General features: G+C 40.2%; 21 protein-coding genes. 9 read left to right on the top strand and 12 right to left on the bottom strand.

Annotated features, from left to right (window positions below; translation table 11 throughout):
- Positions 1-196: 196 nt before the first annotated feature.
- Positions 197-721, bottom strand: a complete 525-nt coding sequence (locus tag J4N25_RS11530) for a hypothetical protein (RefSeq protein WP_207422350.1) — start codon at positions 719-721, stop codon at positions 197-199.
- Positions 722-831: 110 nt separating this feature from the next.
- On the opposite strand from J4N25_RS11530, the gene J4N25_RS11525 reads away from it, so the two are divergent.
- The 5 genes from J4N25_RS11525 to J4N25_RS11505 all read left to right on the top strand — a co-directional run bounded on the left by J4N25_RS11525 (position 832) and on the right by J4N25_RS11505 (position 5,170).
- The gene (locus J4N25_RS11525) at positions 832-1,251 is read left to right on the top strand and encodes a hypothetical protein (RefSeq protein WP_207422349.1); all 420 of its coding nucleotides are present in this window, start codon (positions 832-834) and stop codon (positions 1,249-1,251) included.
- Positions 1,252-1,493: 242 nt separating this feature from the next.
- A complete protein-coding gene (locus tag J4N25_RS11520) occupies positions 1,494-1,712 on the top strand; it encodes a cysteine-rich CWC family protein (protein ID WP_207422348.1) in 219 nt (72 codons plus the stop codon).
- Positions 1,702-2,118: an acyl-CoA thioesterase gene (locus tag J4N25_RS11515; RefSeq protein ID WP_207422347.1), complete on the top strand. Its 417-nt coding sequence runs from the start codon at positions 1,702-1,704 to the stop codon at positions 2,116-2,118. Before J4N25_RS11520 ends, J4N25_RS11515 begins: the two co-directional genes overlap by 11 nt.
- A 77-nt stretch (positions 2,119-2,195) precedes the next feature.
- Positions 2,196-2,939: a 3-oxoacyl-[acyl-carrier-protein] reductase gene (gene fabG / locus J4N25_RS11510; RefSeq protein WP_207422346.1), complete on the top strand. Its 744-nt coding sequence runs from the start codon at positions 2,196-2,198 to the stop codon at positions 2,937-2,939.
- A 119-nt stretch (positions 2,940-3,058) separates the two neighbouring features.
- On the top strand, positions 3,059-5,170 hold the full coding sequence (locus J4N25_RS11505; RefSeq protein ID WP_207422345.1) for a hypothetical protein: 2,112 nt from the start codon (positions 3,059-3,061) through the stop codon (positions 5,168-5,170).
- A 1-nt stretch (position 5,171) separates the two neighbouring features.
- Here the strand turns inward: J4N25_RS11505 and J4N25_RS11500 are convergent, their stop codons facing one another.
- From J4N25_RS11500 to J4N25_RS11490, 3 genes are all read right to left on the bottom strand, one after another.
- Complete coding sequence (locus J4N25_RS11500) at positions 5,172-5,603, bottom strand: hypothetical protein (RefSeq protein ID WP_207422344.1); 432 nt, start codon at positions 5,601-5,603, stop codon at positions 5,172-5,174.
- Positions 5,604-5,626: 23 nt separating this feature from the next.
- Positions 5,627-5,941, bottom strand: a complete 315-nt coding sequence (locus tag J4N25_RS11495) for an FtsB family cell division protein (protein WP_207422343.1) — start codon at positions 5,939-5,941, stop codon at positions 5,627-5,629.
- A 96-nt stretch (positions 5,942-6,037) separates the two neighbouring features.
- Positions 6,038-6,508 carry a methionine-R-sulfoxide reductase gene (locus J4N25_RS11490; protein WP_207422342.1) on the bottom strand — a complete coding sequence of 157 codons (471 nt, stop codon included), beginning with the start codon at positions 6,506-6,508 and terminating at the stop codon, positions 6,038-6,040.
- Positions 6,509-6,660: 152 nt separating this feature from the next.
- Here J4N25_RS11490 and rlmH point away from each other — a divergent pair, with 152 nt between their 5' ends.
- Entirely contained in the window at positions 6,661-7,134 is a 474-nt protein-coding gene (gene rlmH / locus J4N25_RS11485) for a 23S rRNA (pseudouridine(1915)-N(3))-methyltransferase RlmH (RefSeq protein WP_207422341.1), read from the top strand.
- Between the two features lie 174 nt (positions 7,135-7,308).
- On the opposite strand, the gene J4N25_RS11480 is transcribed toward rlmH, so the two are convergent.
- Together J4N25_RS11480 and J4N25_RS11475 are read right to left on the bottom strand one after the other, a co-directional pair.
- Positions 7,309-7,797, bottom strand: a complete 489-nt coding sequence (locus tag J4N25_RS11480) for a DUF5606 family protein (protein ID WP_207422340.1) — start codon at positions 7,795-7,797, stop codon at positions 7,309-7,311.
- A 64-nt stretch (positions 7,798-7,861) separates the two neighbouring features.
- Positions 7,862-8,308: a peptidylprolyl isomerase gene (locus J4N25_RS11475; protein WP_207422339.1), complete on the bottom strand. Its 447-nt coding sequence runs from the start codon at positions 8,306-8,308 to the stop codon at positions 7,862-7,864.
- A 297-nt stretch (positions 8,309-8,605) separates the two neighbouring features.
- On the opposite strand from J4N25_RS11475, the gene J4N25_RS11470 reads away from it, so the two are divergent.
- Positions 8,606-9,787 carry an asparagine synthetase B gene (locus tag J4N25_RS11470; protein ID WP_207422478.1) on the top strand — a complete coding sequence of 394 codons (1,182 nt, stop codon included), beginning with the start codon at positions 8,606-8,608 and terminating at the stop codon, positions 9,785-9,787.
- Positions 9,788-9,834: 47 nt separating this feature from the next.
- On the opposite strand, the gene J4N25_RS11465 is transcribed toward J4N25_RS11470, so the two are convergent.
- The 5 genes from J4N25_RS11465 to treF all read right to left on the bottom strand — a co-directional run bounded on the left by J4N25_RS11465 (position 9,835) and on the right by treF (position 16,676).
- Entirely contained in the window at positions 9,835-11,817 is a 1,983-nt protein-coding gene (locus J4N25_RS11465; protein ID WP_207422338.1) for a putative porin, read from the bottom strand.
- Positions 11,817-12,632: a purine-nucleoside phosphorylase gene (locus J4N25_RS11460; RefSeq protein WP_207422337.1), complete on the bottom strand. Its 816-nt coding sequence runs from the start codon at positions 12,630-12,632 to the stop codon at positions 11,817-11,819. The genes J4N25_RS11465 and J4N25_RS11460 overlap by 1 nt, the downstream gene beginning before the upstream one ends.
- Positions 12,622-13,668 (bottom strand): tetraacyldisaccharide 4'-kinase, encoded by a 1,047-nt coding sequence (gene lpxK, locus J4N25_RS11455; RefSeq protein WP_207422336.1) that lies wholly within the window; start codon positions 13,666-13,668, stop codon positions 12,622-12,624. The genes J4N25_RS11460 and lpxK overlap by 11 nt, the downstream gene beginning before the upstream one ends.
- Positions 13,669-13,723: 55 nt before the next feature.
- The gene (locus J4N25_RS11450; RefSeq protein WP_207422335.1) at positions 13,724-14,998 is read right to left on the bottom strand and encodes a flavin monoamine oxidase family protein; all 1,275 of its coding nucleotides are present in this window, start codon (positions 14,996-14,998) and stop codon (positions 13,724-13,726) included.
- A gap of 94 nt (positions 14,999-15,092) precedes the next feature.
- Positions 15,093-16,676 carry an alpha,alpha-trehalase TreF gene (gene treF, locus J4N25_RS11445; RefSeq protein WP_207422334.1) on the bottom strand — a complete coding sequence of 528 codons (1,584 nt, stop codon included), beginning with the start codon at positions 16,674-16,676 and terminating at the stop codon, positions 15,093-15,095.
- A 69-nt stretch (positions 16,677-16,745) separates the two neighbouring features.
- Here treF and J4N25_RS11440 point away from each other — a divergent pair, with 69 nt between their 5' ends.
- Together J4N25_RS11440 and J4N25_RS11435 are read left to right on the top strand one after the other, a co-directional pair.
- Entirely contained in the window at positions 16,746-16,919 is a 174-nt protein-coding gene (locus tag J4N25_RS11440; protein WP_207422484.1) for a hypothetical protein, read from the top strand.
- Positions 16,859-17,143, top strand: coding sequence for a YceI family protein (locus J4N25_RS11435; RefSeq protein WP_207422333.1), 285 nt, complete (start codon positions 16,859-16,861; stop codon positions 17,141-17,143). Before J4N25_RS11440 ends, J4N25_RS11435 begins: the two co-directional genes overlap by 61 nt.
- A 60-nt stretch (positions 17,144-17,203) precedes the next feature.
- Here the strand turns inward: J4N25_RS11435 and J4N25_RS11430 are convergent, their stop codons facing one another.
- Entirely contained in the window at positions 17,204-17,983 is a 780-nt protein-coding gene (locus J4N25_RS11430) for an MBL fold metallo-hydrolase (RefSeq protein ID WP_207422332.1), read from the bottom strand.
- Positions 17,984-18,054: the final 71 nt, after the last annotated feature.

Genomic DNA, 18,054 nt, shown 5'->3' with positions numbered 1-18,054 from the left:
GCCAACTTTAAAAACTGAATGATGCCCTGCTTCTACATTACGCATAAATTTGATTAGCAGCAACTCAACAGCGGAGAATTCATTTTCAGAAAGGTCTTTTTGACCTTTCCGAACCACTTATATTTCCATAAAAAAACCTGATACTATAATAAACAGTGGATCAGGTTTCTTTTATGAAATGTGTTTAGTCTCTAAATCACCAATAAACATTTAGATAAACCACATCTTCCTCATCTGTAGTCTCTATTTCCACTTTTGGAACAGCCCCTGGTACAGGCCTGAATTTTCTGATAAGACCAACCAACACACCCCTTCCATAATCGCCGGGGTATGGAGTCCGGTTTTTCAAGCGAGCGGATCTTCCAGCATCATCGAAGGCCTCTAGCTCAATGTACCCAACATCTCCATCAATGTGGTTCATCTTATATCCCCGATCAATACTTCCAAGTAGAGACCGAAAATCAAGCTTCATATCAGGAACATTATTCGCTACCCCTTTCCCAAGAGTGAAGATGGTATTAGGTCCATATTTACTCGATACGTCCTTAAGTACGTTTAACCAGTTCTGAAAATTGTACCATTGACCTTCTTTTATATCCTTCAAACCATATTTATTTAAAAGCCCGTCAATTGATAATGAGTATTCCGACAGGGCCTTGAGCGAGGCTAATATCGCTTCGCCACTAATCTTTACGTCTTCAGAGAACGATTTAAAATGCATAGGGATCTTCTAATGGAATGGCATATACGGTCTGAGATAAATTTTGTTACAAATATTAGGGTAACTAAACCTTTTACATCAATCGTATTCCAATCATCAAACACACACAGATGAAAAAGATATTATTAACCCTATTGGTGGCTGCAACGGGAATTGTGGGCGCCAATGCTCAAGAAGGAGTATACCGGGATCAGCAAGGGGAATATCATTATGAAACTCGCAAACAACAAGTCTGGATACCCGAACAAAGAGTTGGTGGAATTTTCGGAGTAGGCGGTAGAACTATTCCCGGCCATTACGAGACCCGAAGCCAACAGGTAAAGGTTTACAACCGGTATCCAGGCGGCCACTATAGTGATGGGCAAAAGGGTTGGAGTGGAAAACATCCCCATGGAATGCCTCCGGGACAAAGAAAAAAAATACAGCAATCTTATTCTCGAAATTATCCTTTGATAAATAGAGATCATGATTTTGAAGATCGTGATGTTTACAGTGATGGTAAAGGATCAAAGAACCGCAGAAAAAAATAAGAACACAATCAAAGAGGTCAAGTTTGTTAAATGAAAGAGGGCGTGTTTATTCTAAGACATAGCCCTCTCTTAATTTGTGCAGCACTACAAATCCTTTAAGGGCTCAATAATATTAAGAATGGAAAGTGCCACCATCGCGGTAATAAAGAATTACGGATTACCTTAATAATTATACATTCTCCTACATCAAAGAATAATTATCTACTTTCGCTTAAATCCATTACAGAAATACGCTAAGAAGTTTGACAAAGCATGAAATAATCGGTTGTGAACGCTGCCGGACCAGAATTGAGTGTAAGGCTAACAATTTCACACAATGTCAATGCAGTGGGGTTCAGCTAAATTTAAACGAGGTGCAATACATCAGCGAGCGTTATGAAGGCTGTCTTTGTGCTAATTGTTTGGTGGAGCTGAAACAAGAATACTTAACTTTGATCGAAAACGCTGACTATGACTCTTGAAGAACGAAAATCCTTATCCGAAACTAAGATATTTAAACCTGTATTTGCTACAGACACCAACCATTACAACACCCTACATGGAGGGGTAGCAATGAAACTGATGGACGATACAGCATTCATTGCGGCAACACGTTTTACCCGGCTTCCTGTGGTTACTGTCTCTTCAGATCGCATCAACTTTACCAGGCCCATTCCTGAAGGCACTATTGCTGAAGTGGTTGCAAAAGTTACAGATCTTGGCCGCACAAGCGTTAAGGTTTCTGTAGATATTTATATAGAGCAAATGTATGAAGAAAGTAGGGAATTGGCTATTCATGGTGTTTTAACATTTGTCGCGATAGATGCTGCTACGAAAAAACCTGTTTCGATAACCGAGCATTTGCAGAAATTGGGGATAACCCTATAATCACCTGCCACTTAATCATTTTTGCGAGTTCTACTTTCTGTAAATTTCTATAACTTCACGCCCTCAAATAGATAACAATGAAATTACTTGAAGGAAAAACCGCTTTAGTTACCGGAGCATCAAAAGGCATCGGCCGTAAAATAGCTGAAAAATTTGCAGAGCAGGGCGCTAATGTAGCTTTTACATATTTATCGTCTGTAGAAAAAGGACAAGCTTTAGAGCAGGAACTTCAGGCTGCAGGCACAAAAGTGAAAGGCTACCGTTCTGACGCTTCTAAATTTGACGAAGCTGAAAAATTAATTAATGATATTGTGGCCGACTTTGGCACGCTGGATATCGTTGTTAATAATGCCGGTATCACTAAAGATGGTCTATTACTTAGAATGACCGAACAACAGTGGGATGAAGTGCTTGAGGTTAACCTCAAATCAATTTTCAATGTTACCAAAGCTGCATCCAAGATCATGATGAAAAACCGTAAAGGTGTGTTTATTAACATGAGTTCGGTTGTTGGTGTTCAGGGTAACGCTGGTCAGGGAAATTATGCTGCATCTAAGGCTGGTATCATTGGTTTCTCTAAATCTATGGCTAAAGAACTTGGCTCGAGGAACATCCGTACTAACGTTGTGGCTCCTGGGTTTATTAAAACGGAAATGACCGAGGTTCTTGATCCTAAAGTTGTAGAAGGTTGGGAAGCTGGAATTCCATTAAAACGTGCCGGAGAAACAGAGGATGTGGCTAATGCCTGCGTATTCCTTGCTTCTGATTTGGCGGCTTACATCACAGGCCAGGTGATCGCTGTTGATGGGGGAATGCTGTAAGGTACTAGGAATTCCTAATTATATAAAACTATCACGGGCTAATTTTGCGTTATTTAGAAAATAATAAAATTATCCATGATAGCTTCTTTGCCTGTAACAAGCAAATTAATTAAATGAAAATGGCATATTTACGTTCAGTGCATATGCCATTTTTATTTCAAATACAATTCACCTCGTTCTCGATAATTTGGGTACTGATTAGCTTACTGGTTGGTTTAGCTTATGCGTTCTTATTATATACCAAAAAAAGCGAGCTACCTAAACCAATAAGGCAAGTCTTGTTTGCTTTAAGAACAATAGCAGTTAGCCTTATTACCTTCCTCCTGCTTGCTCCTTTAGTAAGAACAGAAAATAAAACTGTTGAAAAACCTCTTATTTTTCTATTGCAGGACAACTCTGCCTCAATTGAAGCATCAAAAGGGCCTGGCTTTAACATTAACAGCTATAACAGATCCATCGGAAAACTAATTAAAGACCTTTCTAAGAACTACGAGGTAAAAGCCCTGAACTTTGGCGCGGCAATAAGACCATACAGCACCTCGTCCTATACTGATAAGGTAACCAATATCGGAGAGGCATTTACCTACATTAACAGTCGTTTTGGAAACAAGAACATTGGCGCTGTTATTCTAGCTACCGATGGCATCTACAACAGAGGGAGTAATCCACAGTATGAAGCACAAAGTATTAAATCGCCTATTTATACAGTGGCTCTTGGGGACACTATTCCTAAAAAAGATCTTCTGATAGCAAATGTCAACTATAACAATATCGTTTATCTAGGCAACGATTTCCAGATAGAGGTAGAGCTTGAGGCTTACCAAAGCAAAGGAAGTTCCACGCGCTTGACTGTTTCAGGCAATTCTGGTCCAATATTTAACAAAGCTATCTCCATTCCGCTCAACGAGTACAGATTACGTATACCGGTCATTCTTTCGGCCAAACAAAAAGGAATTCAGAAGTTTTCAGTCCATGTTAGTCCGACTAAGGGAGAACTATCAACAGAGAATAATACTTATACCTTTTTTATTGAAGTTTTAGATGGCCGTCAAAACGTATTGATTCTGGCAAATTCACCTCACCCGGATATCACAGCATTAAAGCAAAGCATTGGGACAAATAAGAATTATGAAGTAAAAACTCAGTTCGCGGGAAGCTTCAACCGTGAAGATATCTTGAAGGCAAATCTTATTGTCCTTCATCAGCTGCCTTCTCAATCTGTTCCCGCCTCTACTTTAAAGCCCTTGATTTCTGGTAAGAGTCTGCTTTTTATTTTGGGTGAGCAAACAAACCTTAGTGGTTTCTCCTCCATTCAGGATCTTTTAACAATTACTGGCAGTGGCAATAGTCATGAGGCGCTCCCCAGATATAATCCTAACTTCTACGATTTTGTAATTAGTGAAGCTTCTAAAACTAAAATAACACGATTCCCTCCGCTTATCGCACCCTTTGGGAACTATGCGATTAAGACTAACACAACAACCATATTCAGCCAGCAAATAGGGAAGATTGCGACCGAGCGACCATTGCTTTTATTCTCTAAAGAAGGAGAGCACCGTATTGCGGTACTTGCAGGAGAAGGAATATGGCGCTGGCGATTGGAGGACTTCAAAGACAACGGCTCGCACCAAGCCGTAGATGAATTGCTAACTAAAACTGTTCAGTTTATATCAAGCAGGGATGATAAGCGAAAATTCAGAGTTTACCCGGCAAAAAACACTTTTGATGAGAACGAACACATTAACTTTAATGCCGAGTTATACAATAATGCTTACGAGCTTATAAACGCCCCAGAGGTTTTGCTGACACTCAAGAACAGCAAAGGCAGAAGCTATTCTTTCCAATTCTCACGAACCGGCAACTCCTATGTCTTAGATGCTGGAACTTTGCCTTCGGGCGAATACTCGTTTACTGGCACTACCCAGCTGGGATCCGACAAATATCAGTCATCCGGGAAGATAGTTATTACAAAAGCACTTTTGGAACTTCGACAAACTACAGCTAATCATCAAATACTCTATAATATTGCGAATCAAAGCGATGGAGAGTTAGTGTATCCTGATGCTATTCATACACTAACCGGTAAGCTTGAAAAGAATGAGCTAATTAAAAACATATCTTATGAAAACAGGCGCTACGAAGATATGATAAGCCTTTGGTGGTTATTCTTTATCATCCTTGCGCTCCTGACTCTCGAATGGTTCAGCAGAAAAAGGAACGGAGAGATCTAAACTATTGAGGCCGCAAATAAAAAGAATAAGATTTCAGTTTAGCCTTGCAGGTACCATCTATGTCACCATCCTGTTTCTGTTTACCTTTTAACACGTAAACAAGACAGTTATTGGTATCAAAACAACGGAATGTCCAAACTCTATCTTCTGCACTAAAATCCGCCGTTACGGTGTATTTATTACCGGTTACAGACTCAAAATAGGTGCCCTGGTAGCGCAGAAAACTTTCGTTTTCAGCAGCAAATTCGCCTGATTTCTTAATTGGACGAATATCTATTTTAATATATGAGCGACCTTTAACTTCTCCAATAAATGCCAAGCGTTCATCTATCCTTTCAGTCTGCGAAGGATTTTCCTGAACAGCCAAAGTGTGGGGAGCATTAGCAAGAAGCAATACTGGCAATAGGATAATATAAGGGCATAATTTCAGCACAGGCAGCTACTGGTTAGTGTCTTTTAGAAGAACGAAGATTTTTCCTTGTTCTTTTCTTTGATAATTACATACACATCTTCATTATCTTTTTTCATTAGATACTTTTCACGGGCGAACTTCTCAAGCATCTCCTGATTCGTAGTCAATTCTTTCAAATCCTTCTTAACCCGTTCTGTCTCTGTAGTATAAAAGTCTCTCTCCTCTTCTAATTTATGAAGTTGCTTACGATACTCATATTGAGAAAATAAATCGTTCCTGTCGAAAAAAAGCATCCAAGCAACAAAGAATGCCGAAACAAGAAAATACTTATTACTAATTATCCCAACCGTCCGTTTCATATACACAAATATAAAAACATGATGGAGGTTTCAAAGTATCTTGAAACAAGTTTGTCCTAGCAAGTACCCCGGTACTGCCCCAGACAAACAAAAACACTACTTTTTACTTGCTGGGACAAAAGCCATAGAAACCGAATTTACGCAATGACGGGTATTCTTACCAGTAAAACCTTCGCCAAGGAAAACGTGTCCAAGATGACCATCGCATTTAGCACACACAATCTCGGTTCTCATACCATCCGGATCTGGTATACGCTTTACTGCTCCTTGAATTTCATCATCAAAACTAGGCCATCCACAATGAGAGTCAAATTTGTCTTCTGAACGGTACAGAGGAGCATTACAACGCCGGCATACATAAGTACCCTTCTCTTTATTGTTCAGCAGTTTACCGGTCCCAGGATATTCGGTACCCTTGTGAACAATTACTCTTTCTTCTTCAGGGGTTAATTTATTATATTCCATTTTTTTACTTGAGTTATCCGTCGACTGAACTTGTTTCTTTTCCTGCGCACAGGATGTAAAAGCGACAAAAAGAAGACAGCCTAAAATACGTAAGGTTTTCATATATTTATTAAAGGTAACGCTATTGTAAGACACCTGAATATACGTAGCTTGGATCTATACGGATTTTTTACATTACTATTATCCCTATGATAAATAAATAATAGCAATACCTTTGACTCAGCGGGAAGCCTTAAACCAGCTTCGCACAAATAATGAAAGTTACTTTACTTGTTATCGGTAAAACGGAGGATAAATATCTGAAAGAAGGTATTGAGAAATATCTTAAACGTTTAAAGCACTATATCAAATTTGAACTACAGGAGATTCCTGAATTAAAGAATACAAAAAGTCTTACAGAAGATCAGCAGAAGGTTAAAGAAGCAGAGCTAATCAATAAATTTTTAAGTCCGCAGGATCATATTATACTATTGGATGAACACGGATATGAATTTACGTCTGTACAATTCTCCGGATTTATCAATAAAAAAATGCTTAGCAGTGTGCACAATCTAGTCTTTATTGTTGGGGGCCCTTACGGATTCGATCAATCTTTGCAAACACAGGCTAAAGATAAATTGTCTCTTTCTAAGATGACTTTTTCCCACCAGATGGTAAGGCTGTTTTTTGTGGAGCAATTGTACAGGGCTTTTACAATTTTAAAGGGGGAGCCATATCACCACGAGTAGAAAAACGTTAACTAATAATAAACGTTCGGAATATGATTGAAGGATTTAAACCTCGTAACTATCGCTTCAAGGGAGCGAACACGGGATCTGAAAAAAACCACTTTTGGCTGGCTTTCTTAATCGGGATTGCGTTCCTGATTATTATTATATATTTCTTTTAACAAGAAAGGCTGATTACTCAGCCTTCTTAGTTTCTTTTGATTCATTAACAGATTTCTCTTCCTGCGCTACAGGTTCACTATCAACTAATTCTTCCTGTGATTCTTGTTCTCCGGCAGTAGGTTCTTCATTAAACAAAGGGAGATCTTTCAGAATATTAAACCAGGTTATGATCTTTTTCATATCCGACCCATAAACCCTATCCTCATCGTGGCTTGGTGCTACTTCGCGGAAGAAATCCCGTAAGGTTTTTCCGTCTGCTTTTGCATCAGGTACTGAAGCACTTTGCTTGATCTTTTCAAGAATATCTACCAGTTTCAGATCATCATCCTCGCCAAAAACTGTAATATCTTCAAGTGATGCGAGCTTTGCTGTGCTTAGATTCACTACCAGCTTCAACTTCTGGGCATCAAGGCTTTCCAGTACGAACCCCGACTTGTTTTGTCCTATCACTTTATATAATCCCGGCTTTCCGGAAACTGCAACTATTCCTCTTAAATTCATTTTAATTTTAGATTTGACGGTTATTTAAATAAAAAACGGGACAGGTTCGTCCCGTTTCTATATCTTATTTAGCGTCTTCTTCAAGAATATCTATACCTAAAATCTTGTCTCCCTGACGGATTGCATCTACAACCTCAACATTCTCAACTACTTTACCAAAGCAAGTGTGATTACGGTCAAGGTGAGCTGTATTTTTACGGCTATGACAGATAAAAAACTGGGAGCTACCTGTATCGCGACCAGCATGAGCCATAGACAATACACCCCTGTCATGATACTGATTTTCACCTGTTAACTCACATTTGATACGAGTACCTGAACCGCCGGCACCTGTACCTGTAGGGTCTCCGCCTTGGATAACGAAATCAGGAATTACACGGTGGAAAGTAACGCCGTCATAAAATCCATCTTTAGCTAATTTTAAAAAGTTAGCTACCGTATTAGGCGCATCTTTATCGTAAAACTCTACGGTCATGTCGCCTTTCTCTGTTTTTATAATCGCTTTGCTCATGTCTTTCTGTTTAATGTTGAAGATGGCAAAGTTAATTATTTCAAAGTAGTATACAATTAATCCTTCAATCCTTCATTTATTCTATCATTCTCTCCCTCATTCATTCTTTCCTTCAATCATTCATTCCTTCATTCATTCATTCAATCATTCACTAATTGACTCATTCACTCATTCATTAACTCAACACCTATAACTTCTCAGGATTATTTACGTTATTTAAGCATGCCAAAATTAGGTATCACGCTTATTTTATTATTTGTATCGATGCTGTCTAATGCAGCCTCTATACTTATTCCAATGGATGAAGATCAGAAGAATCATCTTAAAGCTTATGGAATTGCATTTTGGACATTAAAAAATGGAGCAGAAGCAGACTGGTTACTTAACTATCGGGGAGGCAGTTTTTTAATCCGGTATGCACAGTCACTTGAAAACGAGTGCAAAGTTAGGGGAGTCTCTTACGAGGTGATCACTGATGCAAAAGTAAATAGCATACTAACAGAGTTAGCAGATCCATCAGTCAATATGGATATTGTTAAGTTGGAAAAGGCGCCAAAAATGGCCGTTTACTCTCCAAAGAATAAACTTCCTTGGGATGATGCTGTAACAATGGTCCTGACTTATGCAGAAATACCTTATGATGTGGTATACGATGAAGAAGTTTTGAAAGGCGATCTTCCTAAATACGACTGGCTACATCTACACCACGAAGACTTTACTGGTCAGTATGGTCGTTTTTGGTCAACATTCAGAACTGCAAGTTGGTATATAGAGGATGTTAAACTACAGGAAGCCACTGCGAAAAAGATGGGATACAAGAAGGTCTCACAAATGAAATTAGCTGTAGCGAAAAGCATAAGGAACTTTTGTTCGGGAGGAGGCTTTCTATTTGCAATGTGTTCAGGTACCGATAGCTTTGATATCGCACTTTCGGCTGAGGGTCTTGACATTTGTGAAAGTATGTTTGACGGAGACGGTGTAGATGCATCGGCACAATCCAAACTCGATTTCAGTAAAACTTTCGCCTTCCAAAACTTCAAACTGGATATGAATCCTTACAATTACGAGTTTTCTAACATTGATGCCACCCCTACCCGCAATCTCATTCAGCAAAACGACTTTTTCACTTTATTTGATTTTTCCGCTAAATGGGATATTGTACCTACCATGCTTACCCAAAGCCATGATAAAGTGATTAAGGGTTTTATGGGCCAAACTACTGCTTTCAAAAAGGAGCTGCTAAAGCCTGACGTATTGGTTATGGGCGAAACGAAGGTGGCAAACGAAGCACGTTATATTCATGGCGAATTTGGGAAAGGACAATGGACCTTTTACGGTGGTCACGATCCTGAAGATTATCAACATGCTGTAGGAGACCCGCAAACCGATTTAAGTTTGCATCCTAATTCTTTAGGGTACCGTTTAATACTTAACAACGTATTATTTCCAGCTGCTAAAAAGAAAAAACAAAAGACCTAAGCTTGTAATCGCGCAGTAACAATGAAGCTTTGTTTAAAAGACAATTACTAGTCGTAGAAGTTCCACTGAACCCCGAATCTTAACAAAGATCCAGGCATTGGATAACGATTAACTGTATAATAACCTTTTGAGAACAGGCCCTGATTGGCGTAATCGTACCTCAAGAATATATTGGCTCTCTTCAAAGCAAACTCTCCCCAAACATCAACGATTGGGTATGAGGAGAACCGCACTTCATTTCCAACATAGAACTGGCTGACATTAATTGCGTATGAAGGCGCATTGTATTTTGAACTCCAACGAACATCAAAGCCAGCATGAGCAGCAACCGAAGGAGAAAACCTTCTCTTATAATAAAAGCTTTGGAAGGTATAGATCTCCGGAGTTTGCAGTAGATCTTGAAAGTCTGATTTTTGAAGTACCAGGTAACTTTCAAGGTTGAACCTACCAAAATGAAAGTCTTTACGACCGGTGATCTTTAGCATGTTAATAAGATTGTCGGATTGAACTGGCCTTATCTGTAGACTGCTGGTATCAGATACTTGATAATACAAGTACTTCGACATCAAAAAATACTCCGCCTTTGCCCTGAAACTGTACTTAGGGTTTAGATAGGTGAATGAGAGATTATTGATTTTGGTATTATCGAAAGACTCGGTCCATTTGTGATAATGATAGGTAGATCTTTCAAATAAAGCCTCAGGAGATTTATTTTGAATATAAGCGCCCAAAATGATCCTTCCAACCGATTTACTTAACTGAATTTCGCTTTGTGCTTCATATAGATAATCGCCTGCATTCCTCCCTACGGTAATTTGATTTATTGATCCGTTGATATAAACCCGGTCGCTAAACCGATAACCCAGATCGCCTTTCAATGTTACATTTTGAAAGCTTTCTATACCCACAGGCAACTGCTGGTACTTATACAAATCATGTTGCAGTCCAACGTCCAGCTTCAATTCATTCTTCACAAAGCTTAGAGACCTTCCCCTCAGGTAAAAACTATATCTGAATTCATTACTGATCCTTTTAACAGTAGTGGAGTCTTTGAAGGCCAGTGTATCACCAACCATAGCAGGAAATACATTTTGCGAGCCTGCAATAGGCTTATTAAAGGTGTATCCATCATTAGCATAAGTGAATTGATGCGACAAGCGCTGGGTAGGACGCACACTTGCAATCACCGAATCTGCTGTCTTGGCTGTATCCAGCCTTCCGATATAATAGAACTGCTTTATAAAATACTCCTTCTGCTTCCAAACATGCCTCACCGGGGTTCCTCCCAAACGTACAGTTGACGAAATGCCGTTATCCTCTTTCTCTTCAAAGATATTCTCATTCACAACAGACCCGTTCTCGGCATTTTTTAGAGTGTTGAAAAGCCCGTTTAGCAGTAAATTATATCGCTTCTTAGGCCCCTCATACCATGTAAAAACACTTGCATTTAAATTGCTGGTATTTTGATTAAGGTAAAAACCTTCGTTATTAATGCGGAAGTAATTTGCTCCAAAACTCCAGTTAGGCTTAATGTTCTGCGCATGGGTAACTCTGAAGATCTGCTCCCTTGATGTTCCATTCACATAGTATAGGGAAGTAAATGGCGTTCGAGCCCGGTAGTATCTAATGGAATCCTGGTTCAATCTGTAAAAATCCAAAGAATGAAAACCGGGATCAAAGCCTATGTTCTTTCTTGGATTAAAGAGTAGGTCCCTTGCTGGCTGACCTATATTCCCAAGATTTATTGTAGGCCTTTCGGGAAGGATAAGCGGATTGTAATGATGAAAATGAGTTAATGTTGTATCCAAAAAAACAGTTCGCGTGCTGTCTTTAAGTAAACCAACAGTGGTATAGCGAATGTACTTTGCTGTAAAAATAACAGTGTCTTGCTTTTCTTCCTCCCGCCTTCTCAGCGAATCAAGTTCACTGTCAGCACTCCGACCGGATGCTGGATTGGCAGGACGAACCTGAGCATAAGCTGATGTTATGCACGTAAGAATTAAACCTATGAGTAGCGAATAATATTTCATTATAAAGAGGACAGCAGTTCTTTTAGGATAAGAGTCATCTTTGGCTCTGCCTCTTCTGCTACTTTCAAGATTTGTTCAACAGATACCGGTTCCAATTCTTCATGATATCCTTCATCTGTGATCACAGAAATGGCGAAAACAGGCAGTCCCATATGTTTCGCAACAATCACTTCAGGCACCGTACTCATCCCTACAGCGTCTCCTCCAATGATCCTTAAAAACCGGTACTCTGCTTTAGTTTCCAGATTCGGCCCTGCAACAGAAACGTAAACGCCGGTATGGCAGGTAATGTTGTTTTCCTTAGCAACTTGTACAGCTTTAGCTATCATTTCTTTGCTGTAAGGCTGACTCATATCTGGGAAACGAGGACCCAGATCGTCATAATTCCTACCTCTCAAAGGATTGTCATGCTGTAGATTGATATGGTCTTCAATGATCATCAGGTCTCCGGTTTTAATATCCGGATTCAAGGCCCCGCTTGCGTTTGATACGATAAGATGTTTAATTCCCAGCATCTTCATTACCCTTACTGGAAACGTGATCTGCTTCATATCATATCCCTCGTAATGGTGAAGACGCCCTTGCATTGCTACAACCTTTTTACCCTTCAATGTTCCGAAGATCAAGCGGCCAGAGTGGAACTCCAACGTAGAAATAGGAAAGTTGGGTATGTTGGAGTACATCAGTTTGTGCTGGATCTCTATTTCAGAAACCAAGCCACCCAAGCCGGTTCCTAATATAATGCCGATCTCAGGAACAAAATCTCCTATTCGTTTCTTAATATATTCTGTAGTGCTATAAATATCAACTAACATATTCCTTAATTAAATTGTCGAACCGGTCAGCGTCGGGTGGATGTATCCTTGCTGCTACCGGCAGGTAATAAACCGGAAAATTGTTTAAAAGTTCTTTCAGGCCTGGTGCATGCAACCTTTGAGCATCCTTCTCTGTGGTGATAATAATTTTTTTGGTTCCTGCACCTGAATTAAAATCATCTACAAGTTTAGTAATATTTTTTATTGAAAAAGGATGATGGTCGGGATATTCATGATGTTTAATATTTCGAAAAATACTTTCCAGCTTACCAACAAGCGGACGGGGATTTGCTATACCTGAAAGAAGGTAAATAACAGTTTCTGAACATAGTTCACCAAGCGCTAATGATTCAGTTCTATCAAATACAGGAATCAAGTTTCCATAATCCAGGAAGGAGAAAAATACTTTTTGATGATTAAAAGGTCTTATTCGCTCTATAACTCTTTCACGTTCTTGCATTGTTAAGGTTGACGGAGTTTTGGTGATAACAATAACCTGAGCTCGCTTCCTACCTGCAAAAGGCTCACGCAAATTGCCTGCTGGAAACACAATGAAAGGTTCATTTAAGCGGGAATATTCGAATAACAAGAGGTTTATTCCAGCATCTACTGCTCTATGCTGAAAAGCATCGTCCAAAATGATCACGTCATGGTTGGGTGCTAAGATATCTATTCCTATAACTCGTTTTTCCGAAACCGCTATGGTAATGTCCTTAAATTTCCTTTTAAATTGCAATGGTTCATCACCCGAGAATTCCGGTAAATCTCCCTCCTCTACAAAACGGAAGCCCCGGCTTTTTCGTCCGTAGCCTCGGCTTAAAACCGCTAGCCTTCTTTCATTTTTCAGTAAGCGAATGATATACTCGGCCATCGGACTTTTACCTGCTCCTCCTACTGCAAGATTACCGATACAAATAACAGGAATGGGATATCTCTTGGATTTGAAAATACCTGTATCATATGCCTTATTCCTTACAAAGACGATTGCTCCGTAAATTATAGAAAAAGGATATAGAAGCAGACGCAGATAGTGCATTTCGCAAAGATAGATTATTCATAGAGAATACCAGTTTTGCCAAACTTAATCCCTGCTAAAGTCCGCTCACTACTCTCCTTGCCGCCTCCCGGCCGCTGATCAGTGCAGCTTCAACCGTTCCAATTTGGGGGCCATGATAAATTCCTTCTCCGGCAAAATACAAGGTTCCCTGAACAGCATTTCCTAAAACTGCAGCCGCATTTGGCTCTTCGACAGTGGTATAGGTATAGGCTCCTCTAGAAAAAGGATTGTTAGCCCAATTACAGGCATATGCTTGCTTCAAACCCGCTTTCAACTGTTGCTGGGTGATCCCGAAGATATTGCTGAGGACCTGCAAAGCAAGATCCAGAAGCTCACTCTCTGACTTGTCTCTCAACTTCTCCACAGAAGGACCAGCTAGCCAACCCGTTAATACGGGAGCGGAAGAAGGTAATTGCGTCCACCAAACGGGAATAGCTTCCTTCGAAAAAATAAACCCTGTGTCCTCTGGCCAGAAACTCTTTTCAAATTCCAGTAATACCTTTATCACTGAGCCAAAGCCCATAGCTCTAACAGCCCCCATTCTGATTGGTAACGGAGGTGTAAAGTTTACAACCCCTGGACTTCCATCTTTAACCTGAAGCACCCCTAAGGGAATAGTTATAATCACTTTGCGAGCTCCATAGCGTTCACCATTAATGGTAATAGCTTCCACGAAGCCCCTGGACCAATTGAAATGAGAAACGACCTTTCCAGGAATAATTAAGACTCCCATTTCCACGCAGTCTTTTTCCAAATACTCGATCAATCTGCTATAACCACCCTCTACTCTATACTGATGATTGTCGTAATCTTGTTCCCACTCCTTTTTCAAGCTTAAAACACTTACTCTGTCCGCGTCCGCTGCATCATACCCTTCTGCAAACTGAAGTACAGACTCCCTCAGTTCTCCATACTGTTCCTCTTTGAAATAGGTATCCAGAAACTGGCTTAATGTAACGTCCTCGGTCAACAGCTCAAGCTTTTCGCTTAGTTCGGGCCAAAAAAACTGATCTGATCCATAGTCCTCCAAATGACCATTCCTGGCGAAATAGCTTTTGCCGGTAATATTGCTAAATTCAATTTTAGCTTCCTTTAACAACTCAAAAGTAAGTTCAGCGTTTCCATGTATAAATTCGGCACCCATCATAAAAGGAACAGAACCATCGCTAGCGGGAATATCCAAAATGCGCCCTCCGGTTCTTTCCTTTGCCTCAAGGATCGTAACCCGTCTGCCTTGGCGCGCAAGCTCCCTTGCTGCCATCAGTCCAGATGCACCAGCTCCAATTATTAAAACACTTTCGTCTACCATGCTAAAATCAACAAGCTTCTGTTAATGTAGTTTACTCAAACTTTTTTGTTAACCTTGAGTTAAACAAAGCTCCACCTGCGAAGGTAGAAGATTCCTATTGATTTAGCTCAGTTCTTAATAAACTCAACAATACTCCATTCGTCCAACCAAATCCATCCTGTGTTGCATACTCTCCTCCTCCTGCAACCTGAGTAGTATCCACCACGTTATATTTCTCCATTAGCTTTCCTGACTTTTGAAAGACTCTGATATTTAAACTAACCCATCTTCTGGAAATCTCAACTGCGAGCTTTTTATTACCATAATTATTGAGCCCGACTACAGCTAACCACTGCAGAGGTGCCCACCCGTTAGGAGCGTCCCATTGTTCTCCTGTATAAAGTGGAGTGGTTATCAAGCCGCCGGGTTTCAAGAATGTGTGCTGTAGCTGTACCGCAATTGCATTCGCACGGTTCTGTTTAACCATTTTAAAATACAATGGATACATCCCTGCGAGGGACAAGTACGGCGATTGATGACGAGTTTTCCAATTATAATCCCGAAAGTAACCTATACTCCTATCCCAGCAAAATCGCTCCAAAGCAATCTTTCGTTGCTCTGCCAATTCCTCCATTTCGCTTTTTTTCAATTTATCTTTCTTCCGGTTGTATGCGAGAGCGAGTGTTTGTTCCAGGTGATACAGCAGGCAATTCAGATCAACAGGAATAATATCTGTAGTTTGTATCGTGCTCAGGTTCTTTCCGTCGGCGAGCCACCGGCTGCTAAAATCCCACCCGGATTCAGCTCCTGACCTCAGGTCTCTGTAAACTTTAGTCACAGGCCTTCTACTGTCTCTAGCGGTTGCTACATCCTCCTTAAACGCTTCTTCACGGGGCCAATCACCTCTATCGCAATAGCGATTTAAAACACTTCCGTCGGGCAAATGCACTACATGTCCAACTGCTCCTTTTTTAATCCCATTATCGTCCATCCAGAATTTATATTCCAATTCCAAAGCATCCCTGTTCGCTTTTAGAATAGAGTCTGCTTTTTCCTTCCTAACATCCATAAGAAGTCGGACCATCAGCGAAAAGAAAGGTGGTTGAGAGCGGGTTAAGTAATAAGTACGGTTACCATTGGGAATAAATCCATGTGCTCTTATCAATGAGGCGAAATTATTCACCATACTCTCAATGAGATCATGTCTTCCACTTTCTGCAAGGCCAAGCATGGTGAAATAAGAGTCCCAATAATATATTTCTCTAAATCTGCCTCCAGGCACTACATAAGCATTGGGCAGTTTGATTAATGAGCTGTGTGCTGGCGCTTCTGCCGGATTTCGTTTTAACACATTCCACAATTTCTTGATGTGTTCCTCGACATTCGCCGTATTAGCTGTTTTAAAATTCTTGCTCGCTGACGATGGCAAGCGGAAGTTTTCAAGAACAAATCTTTTAAGATTGAAATCCGCGGAAAGTTTCTGTGTCTGATAAGAGTCCATTATCTCCTGGGGTGATTTCAGCGGGACACAATCGGGAAAGGTTTTGCTATCAGGAAAAATGTTTGCGAGTTGAACGGTATCAAATAAGCCCGGAAATAGATTTCGAGGCGAGGTTTGCCTAACCTTGGGCTGGGGTGTTTCCTTACAAGAAACCAGTAAAAAGAATACGATAAAAGATTGTAGAAGAAGGCTTCTCATATTTTATCATACAGATTAATCCTTTTTTAGTTTAGAGCCTAATCCTCACTTTTATATCAAATACTTTCCATGACTATAAAATCACACCTGGTAATCTTATTGATAGCCTTGATCACTTCGGCATCAACAGAAAGACGGACAGAAGAAGTTTTTAATGCTGACCCTCAAAAAAGTTCAATTGAGTGGGTTGCTGGAAAGGTAGCTGGCGAACCAAAGTCTCTCCCACCTCCTCTGGTAGGGTAACCATCACCGGCAATCTGACCATCAAAGGAATAACTAATACAATAAGTTTTCCGGCTAGCTTGAAAAAACAAAAGAACGGATTAACGGCGATGGCAAATGAGGTAAAAGTGGACCGCACTAAGTACGACATCCGCTATCGCTCCAGAAGCTTTTTCGGCGACATTGGCGATAAAGCTATAGATGATAGCTTTGTCTTAAATATTAGTCTTATCTGTAAGAAATAAAAGTACAAACCTGGTATTTACGAGGCACACTGTAGCGAAAACGGTGGTACCTCGTGAATATTACAACTTATCTCCTTCTACTATTTTGAAAGCATCCCCCTTCAACTCTACCCGACCGGTAGCCTGACTTTTTGCGTGGTAGAACAGACAGAACCAGTTATTCTCGGCAGCCAGTTTTCCGTAATGATCGCGAAGCTCCATAGCCCTGGTAGGATCAAAATCGTACTTTGCTTTAAATTTCCTAAGAAGCTGTTCTGGCTCAGGAAGTATATCTCCCCCAAAAAACACTTTCTCTGCCCCATCTTCGATCAAAAACACCTGATGAAACTCGCAGTGACCTCCGGTTAATTCATAAGTTACCTGGTCGTTCAATCTACCATTGCCCTCTATAAAATTGACACTACCACTTCTTTGCACAATGTCAAAGATCTCTGTACGGTACGATTTGGAGGGATTACTATAAGCACTTTCCCATTCTCCCCTGTTAATTACATATTCCGCATGAGGGAAGCTCAATTGCCACTTTCCGCCTTGTTCATATACCATTCCTGCCGAATGGTCGAAATGTAGGTGAGACATCAGCACAAGATCTACATCGTCTGGATGATACCCTGCCTTCTTGATATTTTCATGGATCAATAGCTCTCCGCTCTCTGTCTTAAAACCCAGGCCTGTATCAATAACGATCAGGTGACTTGAAGTTTCTATCAGAAATGGCTGCACGTACACAAACAACGAACCTGGTCTGTCTTTGTAATCGTGCATTGCAGGATCAAATGGAATAAATTTCTTTGAGATGTCTACAGAATAAGAACCCTCATATAATGGAAATACCTTCATGTGTCTCGTTAAATTACGATTGTATTTGACTATAATTCACCTTTTACCTCATCACACAGTCACCTTAATAA

It is taken from the genome of Desertivirga brevis, from assembly GCF_017355835.1.
This window is presented reverse-complemented; position numbering and strand designations above follow the sequence as displayed.